This is a genomic window from Cupriavidus sp. UBA2010, from assembly GCF_002335265.1.
GTDB lineage: Bacteria > Pseudomonadota > Gammaproteobacteria > Burkholderiales > Burkholderiaceae > Cupriavidus > Cupriavidus metallidurans.
In genome coordinates this window covers 108633-129149 of sequence record NZ_DDCI01000008.1, presented here as the reverse complement: position 1 = coordinate 129149, position 20517 = coordinate 108633, and the positions used below count along the sequence as shown (strand labels likewise).

Below are 20517 nucleotides of genomic sequence, written 5' to 3'. Positions count from 1 at the left end.
TGAATCGTGAATCCAGTCGCCTCGCCAGTCATATCGCTCAGCACCCTGCTCAACCCGCGCTCCGTCGCGATCATCGGCGCCTCGGATGATCCCGCGCGCATCGGCGGCCGTCCCATCGACGCCATGCGCAAGCTCGGCTATGCCGGACGCATCCTGCCGGTGAACCCGAACCGGCGCGAAGTGCAGGGCCTGCCCGCCTACGCCTCCGTTGCGGACTTGCCAGAGGTGCCTGACGTCGCGGTGGTGGCCGTGCCGGCGGCGCACGTGCTCGATACCGTCATCGCCCTGGGCGAGCGCGGCACCCGCGCCGCCATTCTGTTCAGCGCCGGCTTTGCCGAGATTGGCGGCGACGGCGTCACGCGGCAAGCGGAATTGCTGGCCGCCGCGCGTCGCAGCGGGCTGCGTCTGCTCGGCCCAAACGCGCTCGGGCTGATCAATATGCGCACCGGCTTCGTCGGCAGCTTTGCGTCAAGCATTTCTCTGGGGCCGGTCCAGCCGGGCCATGTCGGCATCGTCAGCCAGTCTGGCGCCTACGGCGGGCATCTGGTGATGGCCGCCAAGTCCGCCGGCATTGGCCTGTCCAGCATCGTGATGACCGGCAATGAGGCCGACATCACGCTGGGCGAGGTCGTCCAGTTGATGGTGGATGACCCGCATACCCGCGTGATCGCGCTCTATTCGGAGGGCATCAACGACGGCAACGGACTGGTGGCGGCGCTACAGGCGGCGCGCCGCGCGCGCAAACCGGTGGTGATGATGAAGGTTGGGCGCAGCGAGGTTGGCGGCGCCGCCGCGCGGTCGCACACGGCATCCATCGCTGGCGATGACGCCGTAGTCGATGCCGTGCTGGCCGAGCTTGGCGTGGTGCGCGCTCGCAGCACAGAGGAAATGCTCGACATCGTGCGGCTGGCCGCGCGTGGCATCTATCCGTCTGACAACACGCTGGGAGTCATCACGGTCAGCGGTGGCGCGGGTGTCATCGCGTCGGATGCCGCCGAGGACCTGGGCCTGCCAATGCCGCAAATGCCGGCGTCCACCCAGGCCCGGCTACTGAAGCTGCTGCCGATCTGCTCGCCGCGTAACCCAGTGGACACCACGGCGCAAATCGTCAACGACCTGTCGTTGATCGAGCCGTTTGCGGAGGCCATGGTGGGCGAAGGCGGCTACCGCTCGGTCCTCGGCTTCTTCACCTATGCCGGTGCCACGCCAGCGGTGGCGCCAAGCCTGCGCGAGCAACTGGCGCGTGTGCGAGAGCGGTATCCGGACCGGCTCTACGTACTGGTGCTGCAGGGGCCGCACGACGTGCTGAAGACCTATGAGGAAGCGGGCTTCACAGTGTTCGAGGACCCTACCCGCGCCGTTGTCGCGCTGGCCGCGATGGGCCGCTTCGGACATGCCTTCGCCCAGCCGCAAACGACGCCCCCGCCGGTTGTGCAGCCGGTCGCGCTGCCCACGCAAACCCCGAGCGAAGCCGAAGCCAAGGCCATGCTCGAGGCCGCCGGCATCCCGGCCGTGCCCGAACGCGCGTGCGCCGTGGCCGAGGCGGCCGTGGTCGCCGCGCGCGAGCTGGGCTTCCCGGTGGTGATGAAGATCCTGTCGCCAGACATCCTGCACAAGTCCGAAATCGGTGGCGTACTGCTCGACGTGCGCGACGAAGCGGCGGTGCGCAGCGGCTTTGCCACGTTGATGCAACGCGCCCGCGACGCGGCACCCGACGCCCGGATCGATGGCGTGCTGGTCGCACGGCAGGTCAGCGGCGGGGTGGAATGCATCATGGGCATCAAGCAGGACGCCGCCTTTGGCCCCATCGCGATGTTCGGCCTCGGTGGCGTGTTCGTTGAAGTGCTGCGCGACGTGGTCTTTCACCGCTGCCCGTTCGGCGAGGACGTAGCCGAACGCATGATTCGCTCGATCCAGAGCGCGCCGCTGCTGCTGGGCGCGCGCGGACGCCCGGTGGCAGATATCCCGGCGCTTGCCCGAGCGCTGTCGCGGCTGTCGATCTTCGCGGCCGCCGCTGGCCCGCGCCTGCAGGCCGTGGACGTCAACCCCGTATTCGCCATGCCGGCAGGACAAGGCGCATTCGCCGCCGACGCCGTTATCGACGTAACCCCACCCCAACCCTCATCAGGAGACCTTGCATCATGACCTTCGACATCCCCAGCGAGTGGGTGGAATTTGGCGACGCGCTGATCCGCTTTGTCGATCGTGAAGTCGTCGCGCTCGAAAAGGAGCATCGCACCCTGCTGGCCAGCGAACGCACGGTCTATACCGCCGACGGGCGCTATGCCCCGGAGGTGCTGGCGCTACGCCGCCAGGTACGCATGCGATCGGCCGAACTGGGCTTCTACACCGCGCTGTCCGCCGAAGCGCTCGGCGGTGGCGGGCTGGGGCCGCAGGCCGCCGTCTACATCCAGGAACGCCTGAACGCCCACTGCGGCCCCGAGCGCCATCTGGTGCAGACCGTGGTGCTGCCCTCCCCATTCACCAATGGGCTGTCGCCGGTACTGAAGCATCTCCATCCGTCGGTCTTCGACACCGTGCAGCCTGAACTGGCCAGCGGCGACAAGACGATGTGCTTCGGGCTTTCCGAACCAGATGCCGGCTCGGACGTCTTTGGCATGCGCACACGCGCTACGCGCGATGGCGACCACTGGGTGCTCAACGGCACCAAGCAATGGATCACCAACGCGCCCTATGCGGACTACGCGATGATCTTCGCCGTCACCGACGAAGAGAAGGCCCGCGCCCACAAGGGCGGCATCACCGGCTTCTTCCTGCCCACTCGCACACCGGGGTTCTCGGTACCGAGTGTGATTCCGACGATGGGCCACCTGGGCGCCGACATCGGCATCATCTCGCTGGAGAACGTGCGCGTGCCGGACACCCATCGGCTGGGGCCGGTCGACCGTGGCCTGTCCGTGGCGCTCGATGGCGTCAACGCCGGTCGCCTGAGCATGGCCGCCAGTTGCCTCGGCCTGGCCGAGTGGGCGCTGGAACAGGCCGTGGCCTACGCGAAGGTCCGCAAGACCTTTGGGCAGCCTATCGGCGACCATCAGGCCGTGCAGATCATGCTGGCCGAATGCGCCATGGACATCTACGCCACCAAATCGATGGTCCGCCACTGCGCCTGGCTGGTGGACAACGATCTGCCCGCCACCAAGGAGGTCTCCATCATCAAGGCATCGTCCACGGAGATGGCCGGGCGTGTCTTCGACCAGGCAATGCAGATTCACGGCGGCATGGGTCTGACCAACGAACTGCGACTCGAGGCCGGCTACCGCTTCGTGCGCACGATGCGCATTCCCGATGGCACCTCCGAGATCCAGCGACGCACCATCGCGCGGCGTCTGCTCGACGGCGACACGGCTTTCTGACCGGCGACGCGCGCGACTGCCCCAATACAAGACATAAGACACCAAGGAGACTGCCATGCGAACCAGCCACACCAAGGACACCAAGGACACTAAGGACGCCAAGAGCGCCGAGGACACCAGAGCCTGGCCCTTCACCCTCCACCGCTGCACGCCGACGATCGGCGCGGAGGTCAGCGGCGTGGACCTGGGCAACCTCGATGACACCACCTGCCGCGCGCTGCGACAGGCGTTGCTCGAGCACAAGGTGCTGTTCTTCCGCGATCAGGACATCACCCCCGCCCAGCATGTCGCCGCCGCGCGGCGCTTCGGCGAACTGGAGGTCCACCCGATGATCGGCCACCATCCCGATCATCCGGAGCTGGTGGTGTTCGGGCGCGGCGGCGACAAGCGCGGTCGGGAGAACCTGTATCACTCCGACGTATCGTGGCGCGAACTCCCGTCGATGGGTTCGATGCTGCGTTGCGTGGAGTGTCCCGAGATCGGGGGCGACACCATCTGGGTCAACATGGCAGCCGCCTACGCAGCCTTGCCGGAGGACGTGAAGACGCGCATCGCCGAACTCCGGGCCGTGCACGACGCCATGCCGACCTTCGGCCAGAGCATGGATGGCGAGCGCTACGATGAAATGCGTGCCAAGTATCCGCCGATGGTTCATCCGGTCGTGCGCACCCACCCGGAAACGGGCGAGAAGATCCTTTACGTCAACGAGGGCTTCACCACTCATTTCGCCAATTACGCGCGGATGCAGCCGTACCGCATCGGCTCGGATTTCCGCATGGCGGAGATGGACCTGATGCAGTACCTGTTCCGGCAGGCCGCCGCGCCCGAGTACCAGGTGCGGTTGCGCTGGCGCGCCAACACGGTGGCGCTCTGGGACAACCGGTCCACCCAGCACTACGCCGTGCAGGACTACTTTCCGGCCGTGCGCCACATGAACCGGGCGACGATCATCGGCGACCGTCCGGCGTAGACCCGGTTACCGACACACACGGCGCCACGGTACTGACCCTGATAGGGCAATCCCGCCCATTCGATTTGGCTGGTTCTCGCATTCCGGATGTCCGCTACCTTGGCGACAAGGGATCCACCGCACATCCGGGACACAGAAAGGAGACACGCAATGTTTATCAAACGACTGCTCGTCGCGGGCATCATGGCCTGGAGCGCGGCCAGCCCGGCGCAGACCTATCCGTCGCGGCCCATCACTTTCGTGGTGCCGGGTCCGCCCGGCGGCGCAACCGACGTCATGGCCCGCGCGCTGGCCGAAGACATGGGCAAGCGCCTGGGACAGACCATCATCGTCGACAACAAGCCCGGTGGCGGTGGCGTGATCGCGGTGCAGGCCGTCACACGCGCCGCGCCCGACGGCTACACCCTGCTGCTCACGCATTCGACGCCGCTGATCAACACGCCTTATCTGTACGCGAATGTCCCGTACAACGTGCGCCGCGACCTGGCCTTCATCTCCGAGTTGTGCGTCGGCAAGCTCGTGCTGGCCGTGGGCCGCGACGTGCCTGTGAAGACCGTGCCCGAGTTTCTGGACTGGGCGGCAAAGAACAAGGGCAAGGTCAGCTTCGGCTCATATGGGGTGGGCAGCTTTCCCCATCTGGTGGGCGCGCACCTGAACCAGACCCGCCATCTGGACATGATCCACGTGGCCTACAAGGGCGAGGCCCCGATGGTGCAGGACATGCTTGCCGGCAATATCGCCTGGGCCATCGGCTCGGTCACCACACTCGGGCCGCAGATCAAGAGCGGCCGCCTGCGCGCGCTGGCCGTCATGGGCGATAACCGCATCAAGGAAATGCCCGACGTGCCGACCATGACCGAGGCCGGCATGAAGGACCAGGAGATGCGTCCGCCGGCATGGATCGGCCTGTTCGCGCGCTCGGGCACGCCGGCCGCCATCCTGTCGCGCGTCGAAGCAGAGGCGCGCGCGTCGATCCAGTCCCCCGCCATGCGGGCGCGGCTCGACTCGCTGGCGCTGGAACCGGTCGGCAACAGCCCCGAGGAATTCCGCCGCTCGTTCGAAACGTCGGAGCCCATCATGGCCCGCCTGATCAAGAGCAGCGGCGCGACAGCGGAGTAATCACGGCCGAGTCATCACGACCGTATCCGGCGGACCCGGAAAACAAAAACGGACGGCGCCAAATATGGCGACCGTCCGTTTCTGCGTGATGCGTTGGTAGGCTCGATTGGACTCGAACCAACGACCCCCACCATGTCAAGGTGGTGCTCTAACCAGCTGAGCTACGAGCCTGTTGAAGGGAGCGCATTGTATAGACACTGCCACCCTTGCGCAAGCATTTCTTTCGACCGATATTGAAATCGGCGATCAGCCCGCGCGATCGGCTGCGGCAACCGCCCCTGCAACGGCTCCTGCAACGGCTCCTGCAACGGCTCAATCCGGCGCCGACAGCGGTCCAACGCTCAAGCCAGCTTCTCCTTCAGGAACGCCACCATATACGGTGTGGCGGCGGCCGCGACAGTCGCCGCCGTACCGGGGTCGAGCCCCATTTTCTCGCCGAGCGATTCGGCCACGCGGCCGGTCAGGATGCCTTCACCCCCCTCGGTCAGCGACTTGAAGAATCCATCGCCATGCACCAGTCCCGCCGCGAACGCCGCGAAGAAACTCTTGCCTGCGTGATCGCCCAGGAGGCCACCACCCTGCTCTTCAACGTGGGCGTGAGCGGTCTCCGCGACCTGCCCGAGCATCTGCTGAGCATCGGCCGGATTGACCCCCTGATCGGCCAGCGCCTGGGCCGCCTGGGTGCCGTGATCGGAAGCCAGGAATTCAGAAACGAGTTGCTGCATATCCATGAAACGCTCTCCTTCGAATAGCCACCACGGCGCCGGGCAGAGGCGCGCGGCGGACCCGCCGACGCAGCCCGTGGTGAATTCAGCATAGTGCGCAACGCGTGTGTCCGGAGAACGTCCGCGCGGACAAATTCGGAGTACAGTCCCCGACAGGCTCCGGCCACGCAGGCAGATACCGAGCCTGAAGGAGGGACGTCATGGATGACAAGGGTAACGACAGGGCCGTCACTGTCACGGTGCAGGACAACGGGCCCTACCGCATCAAGGGGCCGATCACCATCGTGACGCCGGCCGGCGTACCGTTCACGTTCGAGGGGGATCAGGTCTGGCTATGTCGCTGTGGCCATTCCGAGAGCAAGCCGTTCTGCGATGGTTCGCACAAACGCGCGGGATTCTCTAGCGTGCCCCAACCGAAACCGTGAGACACGAAGACCCTGAGACGCGGAGACCCTGAGACCTGGTGTACCGGCGACTTCACATCGGCCCGGGGAGCGTCTTCAGCCCGACCCACAGCACGCAGATGACGACGTTGATCGGCACGCTCAACACGCCCGGCACGTAGAAGAACGCCGACAGCACCGGCGCGCTCAGCATCAGTTCTATCGAACCGCCGAGCAGGCAGAACAGCGCGCCACACCAGACCCAGCGGCGCAGATAGGTCAGCAGCCAGTGCGCGTGCGCCTGGTTGAAGCGCCACGCGGCCGATCGCTCGCGCAGATCGCCTCGACTGGCGTCCTTGAACAGCCAGTCGAAGAAAAAGTACCGGTATAGCAGGGTGCGAAAAGCAAGCTCTTGCATGGTTTGCTCGGGACGTGCCAGCGCCGTGACCATGAGCTTACCCCTGCCAGATCCTCGGTCGCCGGTCTTCCCCGGACTTTTTTCCTGGACGTTCATGGCGATACGCAATCCATGGCAATTCGTCCATGAATTGAAAACAATCCGTCCGGATGGTATCTTCCGGGTCCATGAGTGAAGCCCACCGCCGCCCCAAGCAACCGCTCCTGATACGCGACCGCCTGCTCTCCGCCACCATCGACCTGCTGGTCGAGGAAGGCATCGGCGCCGTCACCCTCAACTCTGTCGCCACACGCGCCGGTGTGTCGAAGGGTGGCCTTCAGCATCACTTCTCAAACAAGGAGGAACTGCTGGAAGCCCTGTCTGCCAAGGTGCTCCAGCATTTCACCGGCCAGGTTGCCACGCTGGCTGAATCCGATACCGATGCCCAGGGACGCAATACACGAGCCTATCTGCGCGCCTCCGCCGATGGTTTCGCCGAATCCGGCGAACGCGAGCTGTGGAAGGCCGCGATGATGCTCATCATGGCGCGTCCCGAGTTCCGCACGCCCTACCAGGAGTGGGAATCCGGCAGCCTGAATACGGACCTCGCGCAATGCGAGGACCCCGTCGGCCTGCTCCTGTGCCGGCTGGCGGCTGACGGGCTCTGGCTGGCCGATCTTCTCGGCCATCGCGCCATCCCCCCGGCTCAACGGGCCGAGCTGGTTCGCCGACTCGAGCAATTGACGCACTGCCGTCCTCAACAAGCATGACCAGAAAAACAATCCCCGCATCGGAACTCGATGCTGCGATCGTCCGCGCACGCGACGCATTGCTGGACCGCCAGCACCCCGACGGCCACTGGTGTTTCGAACTCGAATGCGATGCCACCATCACGGCCGAGTACATCCTGATGATGCACTTCGTCGACGAAATCGACACCGCGCTGCAGGCCCGCATGGCGAAGTATCTGCGCGCGGTGCAACGGCTCGACGGCCATGGCGCATGGGACCTCTACTTCGGCGGCGATCTCGATATCTCCTGCAGCGTCAAGGCCTACTTCGCGTTGAAGGCGGCGGGCGATCCGCCGGATGCGCCGCATATGGTCAGGGCGCGTGAAGCCATCCTGGCGCGCGGCGGCGCGGCGAAGTCGAACGTGTTCACGCGCATCCTGCTGGCGACCTTCGGCGAGATTCCGTGGCGCGGCACGCCGTTCATGCCGGTGGAATTCGTGCTGTTTCCGCGCTGGGCGCCGATCCACATGGACAAGGTGGCCTACTGGGCGCGTACCACGATGGTGCCGTTGCTGGTGCTGTGCTCGATACGCGCCGCCGCGAAGAATCCGCTTGGCGTGCACGTGCAGGAACTGTTCGTCACGCCGCCCGAACTGGAGCGCGAATACTTCCCGCGCAAGCGTGGGCTGCAGCGCGCGTTCCTGATTGCGGACCGCGTGGTTCGCCACCTCGAACCGCTGATTCCGCGTGCATTGCGCCGCCGCGCCATCCAGCGCGCGGTGGAATGGTCCGAAGCCCGCATGAACGGTGAAGACGGCTTCGGCGGCATCTTCCCGCCGATGGTGTACAGCTACGAGATGATGGTGCTGCTCGGCTACCCGGAGGATCATCCGTTGCGAGTGGAGTGCAAGGCCGCGCTGAAGAAGCTCGTGGTCCATCGCGACGATGGTTCGTCTTATTGCCAGCCCTGCCTGTCGCCGGTGTGGGACACGGCCTGGAGCGTGATGGCGCTTGAGCAGGCACCGCCCGACGCACGCACCGAAGCCGCCATCGCCAGCGCCTATGACTGGCTCACTGACCGTCAGGTGCTGGACCTGCGCGGCGACTGGGAAAGCAATGCTGCGCCCAACACGCCGCCTGGCGGCTGGGCATTCCAGTACGAGAACCCGTACTACCCGGACATCGACGATTCGGCCGTCGTGCTGGCGATGCTTCACGCGCGTGGCAAGCGTACGGGCCAGCCCGGGCGCTACGAGATGCCCGTGGCGCGTTGTCTGGACTGGATCATCGGCCTGCAGTCGCGCAACGGCGGCTTTGGCGCGTTCGATGCGAACTGCGATCGCGACTTTCTCAACGCGATCCCGTTCGCCGATCACGGCGCTCTGCTCGATCCGCCAACCGAGGACGTCTCCGGCCGCGTGCTGCTGGCACTCGGCATCACCGAGCGTCCGCAGGACGCAACGGCACGCGAGCGCTGCATCCAGTACCTGCGCGACACGCAGCAGCCTGATGGCAGTTGGTGGGGACGCTGGGGCACCAACTACATCTACGGCACCTGGAGCGTGCTGGCGGGCCTGGGGCTCGCTGGTGTCGATCGCAAGCTGCCGATGGTGCGCAACGGCCTGCAATGGCTGCGCGGCAAGCAGAACGCCGACGGCGGCTGGGGCGAGACGAACGACAGCTATGCCCGCCCGGAACTGGCCGGCAAGCATGAAGACGGCAGCATGGCCGAGCAAACGGCGTGGGCCATGCTCGGACAGATGGCGGTCGGCGAAGGCGACGCGGATTCGGTACATCGTGGCGCCGCGTATCTGCTCGAGGCGCAGAACGAGGATGGCTTCTGGATGCACCCGTATCACAACGCACCGGGCTTCCCGCGCATCTTCCACCTGAAGTATCACGGGTACACAGCGTACTTCCCGCTGTGGGCGCTTGGCCGATACCGGCGGCTGGCGGCCGCGCGCGCATCGGCTATGCAAGCGGCGAAAGCCGAATCCGCCGAATCAGCCGAGTCGATGACGGTGCACTGATCGGGAAAGCACGCTAGGCGGCGCGGGCTGGAAAGTGCTACTGTCGGCCCATCCCCCGCTCCCGCCAGCCAGGCATGTCAGAACGCCCGACGTATGAGGTACCCGCCGCAACGCCGGGCGCCACACCGAACACGCAGTGGCTGCGCGTAGCGCCCGCACTGTTCCTGCTGCTCTGGTCCGGCGGATTCGTCTTTCTGAAGCTCGGCCTGCGCCATGCCGACCCGCTGACCTTTCTGGCCTTGCGCTATGCCTGCGTGGTCGGGCTGCTGATCATCCCCTGCCTCTGGATCCGCCCCGCGTTCCCGTCGGGCATCAAGCCCTGGCTGCATCTAGGCATGGTGGGCCTGCTGATTCAGGCCGGCTATTTCTCGTTCACCTATCTGAGTCTCAAGCACGGCATGTCGGCCGGCGCGGTTGCGCTCGTCACATCACAACAGCCGATCCTGATCGGGCTGCTGGCGCCAGCCATTGCCGGCGAACGCGTGGACCGGGTGCGATGGCTTGGGCTGGCACTGGGCGTAACGGGCGCGGCCATCGTCATCACATCCCGATCGTCCATCGACGTGGCCACCCCTGCCGGGCTGATATTCGCCCTGCTCGCGCTGCTGGCGATGACGGGTGGCACGCTGTGGGAAAAGCGCTTCGGCACGACCGTGCATCCGGTGGCGTCGAATCTCGTGCAGTACGCCGTCGGGCTAGCCATCACCGCGCCGCTGGCCTATGCGCTCGAACCAATGCATGTGGCATGGACGCCGGAGCTGTTCGGCTCGCTGGCCTACCTGGTGATTGGCAATTCGATCATCGCCATTTCGCTGCTGCTGGCGATGATTCGGCACGGCGAGGCCTCGCGAGTATCGGCGCTGTTTTTCCTCGTGCCGCCGATGACGGCGGTGATCGCCTTCGCGGTGCTTGGCGAGTCGATTCCGCTCGCCGCATGGCCGGGGATGGCCATGGCCGCAATCGGGCTCTATCTGGTAATGGGCAGGCGGGGTTGATAGACGCAACGACGCCCGTTAGTGCGGGCCAGCCGCGTATCGTCCGCGCAGTGCCTTGATGACGCGCCGCTCCGCCAGCACCACGACGTAGTCCAGAATCCGCGCATCGGACGATAGTGAGCACCATGCGTCCCAAAATTCCCGCTCGACCAGTTTCCTGGGTGCGCCATAAAGCTCCGCAATCCGGTCGATCGCGTGTTCGCCCGATGCCGGGCGACGCATCGAGCCACCTCCCGACGCAGAGGGAATTGCGGGGCTTGAACGATCTGGCTCGGTTCCAGGTGCGAGATACATGGCAGGGCCTTCACGGTGAGGAGTTTGTCGAGTGTAGACGCTACGGCAGGCATTCCAAGTACAGCCAACGTACTGCATATGGCTTACTACCCGTGATACTCCCCCACGCCGATTGCCCTTTGATTCGACACAAGGAGTTATCGTATTTTGCTTTCCTGCGGCGGGCATCCTGCGTCACCGTTAGTCTTTGGGCCAATAGAGATCGCCCGCATCACACGCTAAGGTGTAAAACGCCAACCACGGGAGACCCGCATGAGATATCTGGCAAGCCTGATCATGATTTCCGCGACACTTTGCACTGCCCCGGCCTGGGCGCAGTCGGCCTCCGGGGCGGCGGCGCAGGGCAGCAATGACGCCATCGTCAAGATGCGCGGAGAGGTTAACGCGGCACGCAAGGAATACAACCGGAAGGTTGCCGAAGCGAAGAAGGTCTACAACGAGGCCAAGGCGGCTGCGGCCAAAGAGCGCGATGCGGCGATCTCGGCTGCTCACGCTGCTGCCGGCCAGAAGTAACGACGTGCGCGCCCAGGCGCGCGAAGTCCCGCCAGACCCGGTTGCCGGTCCACCTTGCCAACCCAAGGTGGACCGGCAATTGCACTTTCATGCCTAGTGGCCGTTCGCGCCACGACGCTTCTCCTCTTGCCTCCAACATTGCGCTGCTGGCGCCGCCAGATCACGCGCGGGCTTCTATCATGCAGTTGTGGATGTGGCCTTGAACGCCGCATTGCTATCGTCGGCGCCGGCGCGGGAGGAATGCGTCCATGGACCTGCTGGAAGTTCATCACCTGTCCAAGTCTTTCGGCGGCCGGCTGGTCCTTGACGATATCGGCTTCAACGTCGGATCGGGGCAATTCTTCACGCTCGTGGGGCCTTCCGGATGCGGCAAGACCACGCTGCTGCGGCTGCTCGGCGGTTTCTCCGAGCCCGATGGCGGCGAGGTACTGTTCGATGGCAAGAGCCTTCAGGGCGTGCCACCCGAGCATCGCCCCATGCACACGGTCTTCCAGAGCTACGCACTTTTCCCGCACATGACCGTGGCCGCCAATATCGCTTTCCCGCTGCGGATGCAGAAATTGCCGCGCCACGAAATCGACGGGCGCCTGGGCGGCCTGATCGAAAACGTCCGCCTGCAAGGCTTCGAACGCTACTACCCGCACGAGCTTTCCGGCGGACAGCGTCAACGCGTGGCCATCGCCAGGGCACTGGCCGCGCGTCCGCGGCTGCTCCTGCTCGACGAACCGCTGTCCGCGCTCGATGCGGCGCTGCAAACCCAGATGCTTCATGAGTTGATAGCGTTGCAGCAGCAACTGGGCGTGGCGTTCATCTACGTCACGCACGATCAGACCCACGCACTGGCGCTCTCGCAACGCATCGCGGTGATGCATGAAGGCCACATCGTCCAGCTCGACACACCCGAAGCGATCTACCGCGCACCGGCCACGACATTCGTGGCCGGATTCATCGGGTCCTGCAATCTGCTGGATGCCACCGTCGCGGAATCGAACGCGGCGCGCCTGCGTGTGCGCATTGCCGGCGTGGGCGAGCGCGACATGCCCGCGGGGCAAGCGCTGGCCATCGGCAGCCGCGGCACCGTCGCCATCCGGCCCGAGGAAATCCGGCTGCGGCCACGTGGTGCGTCGCCGGGCGACGACACCAGTGCGCCGATGCTAGAAGGCGCCGTCGTCGACCGGCTGTACCAGGGCGATGTCACGCTATACACGGTCGAGCTTGCCAGCGGACACCGGCTGCAAACGATGGTCGCCAACGCGGGGCCGGTGACCGACGGGCAGTTCACGCAGGGCGATCGGGTCGAGCTCGACTGGCCCGGCAACGCCGGCGTGTTTCTAAGCCGGTGAGGCGAAGAGACAGCCATGATCACGCGCGCGGATCGGCTGGCCCGCTGGCTTGTCTGTGGCATCCCCATCGCCTTCCTGCTCGCCTTCTTCGGCATTCCTTCGGCCATCATGATCGTGGCGGCATTCCGGACACCGGCGGAGTCCGGCGGATTGCTGCCGCTGATTCCACCTGACCAAGGTCTGACCACCACCGCGGCCCTCACCGTGCTCAGGCACTGGCAGGATCTGTTCACGCTCGACAACATCCGCGAGTTGATCCAGGAACCGCTCTATGCCGGACTGTTTCTCAAGTCAGCCGGCTACGCCGCGCTGACCACCGCGATCTGCCTGGTGGCTGCCTACCCGCTGGCATGGTGGATCGCCCGCAGCGACAAGCGACGGCGCGACCTGCTGCTGATCCTTGTGATCCTGCCGTTCTGGTCGAACTTCCTGATCCGGATCTACGCATGGATGATCATCCTGAGTCCACGCGGATACCTGATGCATGGCGTCAACAGCCTCATCGGCTGGATCGGCTTCGCCCCGGTCGAAGCGCTCTACACACCCGCGGCCGTCATCCTCGTGCTGGTCTACGTACACCTGCCGTTCTTCATCCTGCCGCTCTATGCCAGTCTGGAAAAGCAGGACCCACTGCTGCTTGATGCCGCGCGCGATCTGGGCGCGAATGGCTGGCATTGCTTCTGGCAGGTGATCTGGCCGCTTTCGCTGCCGGGCGTCTACGCGGGCATCGCACTCGTCTTCACGCCGTGTCTGGGGATCTTTGCCGTGCCTGAACTGGTGGGCGGCACGCGATCGATCCTGATCGGCAACCTGATCAAGCAGCAGTTCCTCGATAGCCGCGACTGGCCGCTGGGGTCGGCGCTATCGCTGGCGCTGGTAGGCATCGTGCTGGCGTTGATCGGACTGGCGACGCTGGCGGCACGCGTGAAGGGCACGGCGCGTGCCGCCTCGCAGCGGGGTACGCGCAGGTCCGCCCGTCGTTCAGCGCAACCCGCGCCGGCCGCCGTGGCCACTGGCAGGAGATCGTCATGAATCGCCCCCGATGGCCTGTGTGGGTGGCCTGCCTGGGCTGCGCGGTCTATGCGTTCCTGTACCTGCCGCTGCTGATCGTCGTGGCCTACTCGTTCAATGACTCGCGCCTGAACGCGGAATGGGACGGCTTCACGCTGCACTGGTATGACGTGCTGGCAAACGATCCGGACATGCTGGGTGCGGCGTGGAACTCGTTGATGATCGGCGCGATCGCAGCAGGCACGTCATGCGTGCTCGGCACGCTCGCCGCCATCGCGCTGCACCGCTACCGGCCGCCATTGCTGACTACGCTGGTGCTCGCGCCAATCGCGATGCCCGAGGTATTGATGGGGGTGTCGCTGCTGTTGTTCTTTGTTGCCGTGAATATCGATCTCGGCCTGACAGCCGTGGCGCTGTCGCATATCACGTTCTGCGTGGGCTTCGTTGCCGTGGTGGTCCGTGCCAGGCTCGAAGGGCTCGACGAGAGCCTGATCGACGCCGCCCGCGATCTCGGCGCCTCGCCGCTTCAGGCCGGGTGGCATGTCATGCTGCCGCTGATGCTGCCTGGCGTCCTCGCGGGCGCGTTGCTGGCCTTCACCCTGTCGATGGACGACTTTGTCGTGACCTTCTTCACGGCGGGGCCCGGCCAACCGACACTGCCGCTGCAGATTTACTCGATGATCCGGATCGCGGTCACGCCGGAAGTGAATGCGATCTCGTCCATCCTCATGATGCTGACACTGGCCGTGTCGCTCACGGCCTATCGCGTTTCGCGCGACGTCTGGAGGGCGCAACTATGAGTCATCGTATATGGGCAAAGGTGCGCCATCTGCTGGTGGGCCTGACGCTGACGGGGTGCTTCGGCCTGGCCATGGCCACGGAGGACCTGAACGTATTCACCTGGAACAACGCGCTGTCGCCCGAGACGATCGCCCGGTTCGAGTCCGAATGCGCCTGTCACGTGAACCTGACGTACTTCGGTTCGATGGAGGAAGCGCTGGCCAAGCTCGCGGGCGGCGCGCAAGGGTTCGACGTGATATGTCCGAGCAACTACGGCATTCCGGCGCTGATCCGCCTGGGGCTGCTCCGGCCGCTGGACAAGCACGCCATCCCGAATCTTCGCAATATCGACCCGGCGTTCCTGAACACGCCGCTCGACCCGGGCAACGTCTATTCCCTGCCCTACGATTTCACGATCACGCTGGTCGGCTACAACGCCACACGCCTGCACGCTCTGGGGCTCGATGCGTCGTCATGGTCACTGGTCTTCGACCCGCACATGCTGGAGAAGCTGCGGGGCCGTGTCACCGTGCTGGACGACCCCCGCGAAGTCATCGCGGCCGCGTTGCGCTACAAGGGCCACTCCGGTAACTCGACGGACCCTGCGCAACTGCGCGAAGCCGAGGCGGCCATCCGCGCCGCGCTGCCCTACTGGGCAGCGTTCAACAGCCAGAGCTATATCCGCGAGCTTACGGTCGGCAATATCTGGGTGGTGCTCGGCTATTCGAGCGATGTCTATCAGGCCGGGTTGGACGCGCGCAACACCCATCGGGCTTTCTCGATCACGTCATCGCTGCAGCGCGAGGGCAATGGCATGACCGCCGACAGTTTCGTGGTCACTAAGACGGCGCCGCATCCCGCGCTGGCATACAGGTTCATCAACTTCATGTTGCGCCCTGAAAATGCCGCAGAGATCACTAATGCCATCGGCGCGGGCAATCCGAATGCCGCGGCGCGCGCGTTCATCCGGCCAGACCTGCTGGCCGACCCGGTCATCACGCCGGGCGCCGCGCAGCGGCAGCGGCTCGAACAGTTGAACGACCTCGACAGCGGCACGCGGCGGGCGTGGAATCGCGCGTGGACCGACCTCAAGGTCGGCCACTAGCGATTCCAGCGGGCAAGGATTGGGATAGGGAGTTACGCGGAGGTGGTGCTTTGGCCGGCGGTCACTTCCTCGGCCAGCGGAATGTCCCCACGCACCACCAATACGGGAACGGAAGCGTGGCGCACCAGGGTTTCGGCCACGCTGCCAAGCACGACGCGCTGCAGCCCGCTCTTGCCGTGGGTGCCGATGACCACCAGGTCAGGCTTGCTGTCCTGGATGTCATGGATCAGCCGGTTCGCGACATCGCCGAGCGTGGACTTGTCGTCGAGCAGCCGCTCGGTGAACTTGATGCCGGCGCGCTCGGCGTGGTGCCGGGCCTTGACGAGCAGCGCATTGCCGGCCGCCACGCGATGCTGGTGCTCCTCCTCCAGTTCACCGCCATGCGCGCGCACCCTAAGGAAACCGTAGTCGATGACATGGATGATCTCGAGATTTGAACCGGTGGCGCGGGCCAGCCGGACGGCTTCGTCCAGCGCGCGGGACGAGCAGTGGCTATCGTCGATCGGGACCATGATGTTGCGATACATGTGGGGCTCCTTTTGGAATGGCAGTCCCCGCCGGGATGGCGGAGATTCTCACACGTCACTCTAAGCGGGGAGGTTGTTGTTGCTTTGATGTAGCGCAAACTCGCTCCAGTCTTAAATCTAGCCGACTCCGGGAACCTGCGCTTGCGGCACTGCGAGCACCCGGCCAGCCACATCGACCGGATATTCGGGCCCGTGCTACAGTCCGCCGGGTATCAGACGCCACATTCAGACGCCCCAAGACTCCGCCCGCCATGCCAGAGCGCCCCGCCCCTTCCGCTGCCAAGCCGTCGTCGATGAACGTCAAGACGGCGCTGCGCGTCATCGAAATCATCGAAACGTTCGCACGCGAGCGCCGGCCGTTGTCGCTATCGGAACTGGCCCGCCTGCTGGCCGTGCCGGCGTCGAGCTGTCTGGCGCTGATTCGCACGCTGACCTCGCTGGGCTATCTCTACGAAACGGCGCGCCGCCAAGGCTACTACCCCACCGGCCGCCTGCTGGCGATGGCGCAGCAGATTGCTCGCCACGATCCCGTGCTGGATCGCGTGCATGGCACGATGAGCGAGTTGCGTGACGCCACCGGCGAAACCATCGTCATCGGCAAACTGCATGAAGGGCAGGAGGTGGTGTATCTGGATGTGCTCGAATCACCACATGCAATTCGATACATCGCCACGGCCGGCGAGCGCCGCGAGCTTCATGCCAATTCGATCGGCAAGGCCCTGCTGGCGGCGATGGACGAGGCCGAACGCGCGACGCTGCTCGCGCAACTGCCCTTCCAGGCGTTCACCTCGCGCACGCTGACCACGCCCGCCGCGCTGGAAGCGGATCTGCTGCAGGCGCGCGAACGCGGCGCCTACGTGAACCTGAGCGAGTCGATGCCTGACGTGGGGGCGCTGGCATGGCCGGTGCGGCTGTCCGGCGAGTGCTACGCGATTTCGATTGCGGGTCCGGTCTATCGGATCGAGCCGCACCTCGACCGCTATGCGCCGATGCTGCGAGCCGCCTGCGCGTCGCTGGAAAAGACCTGAGCGGAATCAGTCGGCCGCGTCGCGTTCGCGCAGCCGCCAACCGGTGGCATCCGGCAAACCCAGTCCATCCACGGGCGCGGAAGCCGCCAACGCCAGCACGGCGTCATCGCGCCGCCAGGTCACCGCATTGGCCTGGGATATCGGCGCCGGCAGCGCCTCCACCACGTGTCCCATCATGGTCTGGAACAGGTTGCCACCGTGGCACTTGATCCACGCTTCCTTCAGGGTCCAGAGCTGAAAAAACGCCACGAGACGCGCATCGGCATCGCTCTCGCGCAACAGTTCAGGTAGCGCGGCACGCTCGGCCTCCGTCGTGGTGGCTTCGATCAGCGTGTCCAGATGCTTGCGCGGCTGCAGGTGCTCGATGTCGATGCCAACCGGCACATCGGCCACCGCGCAGGCCAGGTGATCACCGGAATGGGCAATCGACACGAATACCGGCACGCCCACCGCGCCGCTCGTATGTATCGCCAGCGGCGGCGAATCCTCCGCGGCCGACAGCGCCCACTCGGACGCATCGCCGCCGAATGTCACCGCCAGCAGCCGGCGCGCCAGCCACCGGCCGGCGGCGAACTGCTCCGCCCGCGCCTCGGCCCGCATCGTCGCCAGCCGCCCCAGTTCTTCCTGCGACATCCAACGGCTCACGGGCGGCGCCATTGCCGCGAAGGCCATCACAGATCCGGTACGCAGTGCGAGCGGCATGTCAGTGGAAGGGTTCGAATGCGTCGAAAAGGATCAAGAAAGCCGAAAGGGTCAGGAACGATTCAGTCGTTCCAGCGGCGCAAGACCAGCGACGTATTGATGCCGCCGAACGCGAAATTGTTGCTCATCACGTACTCGGTGTCGATAGCACGCCCCTCGCCCACGATGTAGTCGAGCTGCGCGCAGCGGGGATCGGGGTTCTCCAGATTGATCGTCGGCGCGAACCAGCCATCGCGCATCATCTCGATCGTCATCCACGCCTCGAGCGCACCGCACGCGCCCAGCGTATGCCCGACGTAGCTCTTGAGCGAACTGATTGGCATTCGCGCGCCAAACACGGCGTGCGTGGCCTGTGATTCGGCGATGTCACCCTGATCCGTGGCCGTGCCATGCGCATTCACGTAGCCGATTCGATCCGGCGAGACGCCGGCATCGTCCAGCGCCATTCGCATGGCCAGGGCCATCGTGCCGGCATCTGCCTGGGTCACATGCACGCCATCGCTGTTGGTGCCATAGCCGACGATCTCGGCCAGGATCGGGGCGCCACGCTGGCGCGCGTGCTCCAGTTCTTCCAGTACCAGCGTGCAGGCGCCCTCGCCCAGCACCAGGCCATCGCGCGCGGCATCGAACGGTCGTGGCGTCGCCGTGGGCGCCTCGTTGCGCGTGCTGGTGGCGAAAAGCGTATCGAAGACGGCCGCCTCCGTGGCGTCAAGCTCTTCGGCGCCGCCGGCTACCATCGCCACCTGACGGCCCATGCGGATCGTCTCGTATGCGTAGCCAATACCGTGGCTGCCTGACGTGCAGGCGCTCGACGTGGTCAGGATGCGGCCCTTGATGCCGAAGAACACGCCGATGTTCACGGCGGCCGTATGCGACATCATGCGGATGTACGTGGTGGCATTGACGCCCTCGGTGGTACGGTCGCTCATCATCCGCGCGAAGTCCTGCGCGGCGGACGGCGTGCCAGTCGAGGAACCGTACGCGATCCCCATCTGTCCGCCGGTCACCAGCGGATCTCCGGCCAGCCCGGCCCCGGCCAGTGCCGATTCGGTCGCCAGCACGGCCATCTGCGATACGCGGCCCATGGTCCGCATGAGTTTGCGCGTGTAGTGTGGTGGCAGCGTGAACGGCGGCACCGGCGCCGCGATGTGCGTGTTGAGGCCACGGATTTCGCGCCACTCTGGCATGACAACTATCGCATTGCGACCGGCGGCCAGGCGCTCGCGCACCGTCCCCCAGTCGTTGCCGATCGCGCTGACCGCGCCCGCTCCCGTGACCACCACCCGCTTCATCCGAACATGCCTCCGTTCACCGAAATCACCTGGCGCGTAATGTACCCGGCATCGGGCGAAAGCAGGAACGCCACCGTGGCCGCCACCTCGTCCGGGGTGCCCATGCGGCGGGCGGGAATCATCTTCATCGCTTCCTCGCGCACGTGTTCCTCGATCATTTCCGTGTCGATCAGCCCCGGCGCCACGCAGTTGACCGTGATCTGGCGCTTGGCCAGTTCGATCGCCAGTGCCTTGGTGGCGCCGATCACCCCGGCCTTGGCAGCGCTGTAGTTGGTCTGCCCGCGATTGCCGACGATCCCGGACGCCGACGACAGCGTGACGATCCGGCCCGGCCGCCGCCGCTGCACCATCGGCAGCACCACGGGATTGAGCACGTTGAAAAACGCATCGAGGTTGGTGTGAATCACCTCGTCCCACTCCTCGCCGCTCATGGCCGGAAACGCTGCATCGCGGGCCAGCCCGGCGTTGCAGACCACCCCGTAGTAGCAGCCGTGATGATCGATATCGGCCAGCAATGCGCTGGCCGCGGCCTCGCGTTGCCCGACATCGAAACACAGCACGCGCGCATTGCGGCCGAACGCGCGCACGGCATCGGCCACCGATTCGGCTTCGTTGCGACGCGCGCGGCAGTGGATCACCACGTCATAGCCATCACGCGCAAGACGCAGCGCAATGGCGCGGCCGATGCCGCGCGATGATCCCGTGACGAGCACGGTCTGGGTTGTCATGTCTGCTGCCCCTCGAGGAAGGCCTGCGCGTCCGCAGGCCGATATACCGAAACCGTGGCCCGAGCCACCTCCTGGCCGCCCATGTCCAGCGTGCAGGCGAACAGCGACAGGCCGTCATCGCCCGCCATCTCCAGCCCGACACGAATGGTCAGCACGCTGCCCACCGGAAACGCCGGCACGTCGCTGGCATAGCGGCGCGAGCCCAGCAGGAAACCCGGGCCGGGCTTGCATCCCTTGCCGCGAGCCTGCATGCCCGCCCATGCCGCGATCGTCTGCGCCATGTATTCGATGCCGATCCATGCGGGCATCCCGGCGTCATCGACGAACAACTGCGTCGGCCTGATCGTCGCGCGCGCCACGCACTGGGTGTCATCGGCTGCCAGCAGTTCGTCGATCAGACGCATCGCGCCGCCATGCGGCACCACCTCGCCAACGGGTGGCATCGTCGATATCGGTCCGGGTGTGCGCAT

General features: G+C 65.6%; 22 protein-coding genes and 1 tRNA gene. 14 read left to right on the top strand and 9 right to left on the bottom strand.

What is annotated here, in order from left to right:
• The first annotated feature begins 6 nt into the window (after positions 1-6).
• The 4 genes from B2246_RS02965 to B2246_RS02950 all read left to right on the top strand — a co-directional run bounded on the left by B2246_RS02965 (position 7) and on the right by B2246_RS02950 (position 5463).
• A complete protein-coding gene (locus B2246_RS02965) occupies positions 7-2145 on the top strand; it encodes an acetate--CoA ligase family protein (protein ID WP_035883469.1) in 2139 nt (712 codons plus the stop codon).
• Positions 2142-3374 carry an acyl-CoA dehydrogenase family protein gene (locus tag B2246_RS02960; RefSeq protein ID WP_286881784.1) on the top strand — a complete coding sequence of 411 codons (1233 nt, stop codon included), beginning with the start codon at positions 2142-2144 and terminating at the stop codon, positions 3372-3374. Before B2246_RS02965 ends, B2246_RS02960 begins: the two co-directional genes overlap by 4 nt.
• Before the next feature lie 55 nt (positions 3375-3429).
• A complete protein-coding gene (locus tag B2246_RS02955) occupies positions 3430-4344 on the top strand; it encodes a TauD/TfdA dioxygenase family protein (RefSeq protein ID WP_286881785.1) in 915 nt (304 codons plus the stop codon).
• A gap of 150 nt (positions 4345-4494) precedes the next feature.
• Entirely contained in the window at positions 4495-5463 is a 969-nt protein-coding gene (locus tag B2246_RS02950; RefSeq protein ID WP_017513451.1) for a Bug family tripartite tricarboxylate transporter substrate binding protein, read from the top strand.
• Positions 5464-5557: 94 nt separating this feature from the next.
• Here the strand turns inward: B2246_RS02950 and B2246_RS02945 are convergent.
• Both B2246_RS02945 and B2246_RS02940 read right to left on the bottom strand, forming a co-directional pair.
• Positions 5558-5634, bottom strand: a tRNA-Val gene (locus B2246_RS02945).
• 170 nt (positions 5635-5804) lie between these two features.
• A complete protein-coding gene (locus B2246_RS02940) occupies positions 5805-6194 on the bottom strand; it encodes a hypothetical protein (protein WP_017513452.1) in 390 nt (129 codons plus the stop codon).
• Positions 6195-6388: 194 nt separating this feature from the next.
• On the opposite strand from B2246_RS02940, the gene B2246_RS02935 reads away from it, so the two are divergent.
• Positions 6389-6613 (top strand): CDGSH iron-sulfur domain-containing protein, encoded by a 225-nt coding sequence (locus B2246_RS02935; RefSeq protein WP_008651541.1) that lies wholly within the window; start codon positions 6389-6391, stop codon positions 6611-6613.
• Positions 6614-6665: 52 nt separating this feature from the next.
• Here the strand turns inward: B2246_RS02935 and B2246_RS02930 are convergent, their stop codons facing one another.
• Positions 6666-6989 (bottom strand): hypothetical protein, encoded by a 324-nt coding sequence (locus B2246_RS02930; RefSeq protein ID WP_024570806.1) that lies wholly within the window; start codon positions 6987-6989, stop codon positions 6666-6668.
• 167 nt (positions 6990-7156) lie between these two features.
• On the opposite strand from B2246_RS02930, the gene B2246_RS02925 reads away from it, so the two are divergent.
• The 3 genes from B2246_RS02925 (at position 7157) to B2246_RS02915 (ending at position 10724) form a co-directional block, all read left to right on the top strand.
• Positions 7157-7738: a TetR/AcrR family transcriptional regulator gene (locus B2246_RS02925; protein WP_008651539.1), complete on the top strand. Its 582-nt coding sequence runs from the start codon at positions 7157-7159 to the stop codon at positions 7736-7738.
• Positions 7735-9729, top strand: coding sequence for a squalene--hopene cyclase (gene shc / locus B2246_RS02920; RefSeq protein WP_035883465.1), 1995 nt, complete (start codon positions 7735-7737; stop codon positions 9727-9729). Before B2246_RS02925 ends, shc begins: the two co-directional genes overlap by 4 nt.
• A 74-nt stretch (positions 9730-9803) precedes the next feature.
• The gene (locus tag B2246_RS02915) at positions 9804-10724 is read left to right on the top strand and encodes a DMT family transporter (protein ID WP_008651537.1); all 921 of its coding nucleotides are present in this window, start codon (positions 9804-9806) and stop codon (positions 10722-10724) included.
• A gap of 18 nt (positions 10725-10742) precedes the next feature.
• Here B2246_RS02915 and B2246_RS02910 read toward each other — a convergent pair whose 3' ends face one another.
• On the bottom strand, positions 10743-10946 hold the full coding sequence (locus B2246_RS02910; RefSeq protein WP_008651536.1) for a DUF3562 domain-containing protein: 204 nt from the start codon (positions 10944-10946) through the stop codon (positions 10743-10745).
• Between the two features lie 324 nt (positions 10947-11270).
• On the opposite strand from B2246_RS02910, the gene B2246_RS02905 reads away from it, so the two are divergent.
• The 5 genes from B2246_RS02905 to B2246_RS02885 all read left to right on the top strand — a co-directional run bounded on the left by B2246_RS02905 (position 11271) and on the right by B2246_RS02885 (position 15770).
• Positions 11271-11531, top strand: coding sequence for a hypothetical protein (locus B2246_RS02905; RefSeq protein WP_008651534.1), 261 nt, complete (start codon positions 11271-11273; stop codon positions 11529-11531).
• Between the two features lie 248 nt (positions 11532-11779).
• On the top strand, positions 11780-12874 hold the full coding sequence (locus B2246_RS02900) for an ABC transporter ATP-binding protein (RefSeq protein ID WP_286881786.1): 1095 nt from the start codon (positions 11780-11782) through the stop codon (positions 12872-12874).
• A 15-nt stretch (positions 12875-12889) separates the two neighbouring features.
• Positions 12890-13906: an ABC transporter permease gene (locus B2246_RS02895; RefSeq protein WP_008651531.1), complete on the top strand. Its 1017-nt coding sequence runs from the start codon at positions 12890-12892 to the stop codon at positions 13904-13906.
• Positions 13903-14685, top strand: coding sequence for an ABC transporter permease (locus tag B2246_RS02890; RefSeq protein WP_035883461.1), 783 nt, complete (start codon positions 13903-13905; stop codon positions 14683-14685). The genes B2246_RS02895 and B2246_RS02890 overlap by 4 nt, the downstream gene beginning before the upstream one ends.
• On the top strand, positions 14682-15770 hold the full coding sequence (locus B2246_RS02885; RefSeq protein ID WP_008651527.1) for an ABC transporter substrate-binding protein: 1089 nt from the start codon (positions 14682-14684) through the stop codon (positions 15768-15770). Before B2246_RS02890 ends, B2246_RS02885 begins: the two co-directional genes overlap by 4 nt.
• 32 nt (positions 15771-15802) lie before the next feature.
• Here B2246_RS02885 and B2246_RS02880 read toward each other — a convergent pair whose 3' ends face one another.
• Positions 15803-16297, bottom strand: coding sequence for a universal stress protein (locus tag B2246_RS02880; RefSeq protein ID WP_008651525.1), 495 nt, complete (start codon positions 16295-16297; stop codon positions 15803-15805).
• Positions 16298-16590: 293 nt separating this feature from the next.
• Here B2246_RS02880 and B2246_RS02875 point away from each other — a divergent pair, with 293 nt between their 5' ends.
• Entirely contained in the window at positions 16591-17325 is a 735-nt protein-coding gene (locus B2246_RS02875; RefSeq protein WP_186426640.1) for an IclR family transcriptional regulator, read from the top strand.
• A 6-nt stretch (positions 17326-17331) separates the two neighbouring features.
• Here the strand turns inward: B2246_RS02875 and B2246_RS02870 are convergent, their stop codons facing one another.
• The 4 genes from B2246_RS02870 to B2246_RS02855 all read right to left on the bottom strand — a co-directional run bounded on the left by B2246_RS02870 (position 17332) and on the right by B2246_RS02855 (position 20517).
• Complete coding sequence (locus B2246_RS02870) at positions 17332-17970, bottom strand: 4'-phosphopantetheinyl transferase family protein (RefSeq protein ID WP_223277428.1); 639 nt, start codon at positions 17968-17970, stop codon at positions 17332-17334.
• Positions 17971-18089: 119 nt separating this feature from the next.
• Positions 18090-19319, bottom strand: coding sequence for a beta-ketoacyl-ACP synthase (locus B2246_RS02865; protein WP_008640726.1), 1230 nt, complete (start codon positions 19317-19319; stop codon positions 18090-18092).
• Positions 19316-20047, bottom strand: a complete 732-nt coding sequence (fabG, locus tag B2246_RS02860) for a 3-oxoacyl-ACP reductase FabG (protein WP_011518873.1) — start codon at positions 20045-20047, stop codon at positions 19316-19318. The genes B2246_RS02865 and fabG overlap by 4 nt, the downstream gene beginning before the upstream one ends.
• The gene (locus B2246_RS02855; RefSeq protein WP_286881787.1) at positions 20044-20517 is read right to left on the bottom strand and encodes a hotdog family protein; all 474 of its coding nucleotides are present in this window, start codon (positions 20515-20517) and stop codon (positions 20044-20046) included. Before B2246_RS02855 ends, fabG begins: the two co-directional genes overlap by 4 nt.